We start from the raw sequence: 967 nt of genomic DNA on the forward strand, positions 1-967 counted from the left end.
GGCTGGCTGACCGGGGTCTGCAGCAGGATGGTTGAGTCCGGGTCATCCATCGGGCGCAACGACGAGAGCACCAGGCGGATGTCGCCGACGGTCGCGGTGCTGACCGTGACCGTCCGGCTGGTGAACTCATGCGCCGTCCGGCTTTCCCACCAATGGCGCAGCTCAGGTTTGTCGGCCTCGAGCAGTGCGAATATCTCCCGGGTGCGTTCGTCGGTCCGGTCGTCGCGGGGATTGCGATCGGCGTGGTTCCGAAACTGCGCGAGCATGGCCTTTGTCACGGACTCCCAGTCATTCAGCGTGCTGCTGAGCAAACGGCTGGTGATCATCAGATATATGAGGTTTCGGCGCCGGTCGTCGACGAGGGCAGGGTCCGTCCACAGCGCGGCGTAGGCGTCGTTCCACCCGGTGATGTCAAACCTGTGGTCCAGCAGCAGCGCGGGGCTCGTCGCCCAACTGTCCAGGACGGGTTGGAGCAGCCGTGCCGTACCACGGAGTCGATCATGGAGGTGTCGGCGCGCCACCGGTGGCACGTGCAGACCCGCGAGCGCCAGGACGTGTCGTCGGGCCCCGTCGTCCAGCCGCAGCGTGCGTGCCACGGCTTCGACAACCTGCGGGGAAACCGGTACCCGTCCCTGCTCGAGCCAGGTGTACCAGGCGAGCCCCAGGCCAGACAGCTGCGCCACTTCCTCCCGCAGGAGGCCGGGTGTCCGCTCGCGGTGGGCCTGCAGGAATTTGCCGAGCTCCCGTTGCTGGGCATCCCGCTGGACGTTGCTGTTCGCCGCGCTGTTCGCCGCGCTGTCTGTCATGGTCAACCGTCCTGTGGGTTATCGCCCGGACACCGGCAGCTGGGACATGGGTGGAGGTGTCCGGACAGGGCGGTGATCACCTGTCCGGCGAAGATTCAGATGCCGTTGACCGGGCAACCGACCTTTGTGGGACACCTGTCGATGTTGACATTATCGGGGTC

The 967-nt window shown here is 66.2% G+C and carries 1 protein-coding gene; it reads right to left on the reverse strand.

Annotation, left to right across the window (positions count from 1 at the left end):
* Positions 1 to 806 (reverse strand): helix-turn-helix transcriptional regulator (locus U9980_RS08085; RefSeq protein WP_322767369.1); only part of this gene is annotated, 806 nt, incomplete at its 3' end.
* Between the last annotated feature and the right edge of the window lie 161 nt (positions 807 to 967).

This window comes from Protofrankia sp. Cr1, from assembly GCF_963555865.1.
Taxonomy (GTDB): Bacteria; Actinomycetota; Actinomycetes; order Frankiales; family Frankiaceae; genus Protofrankia.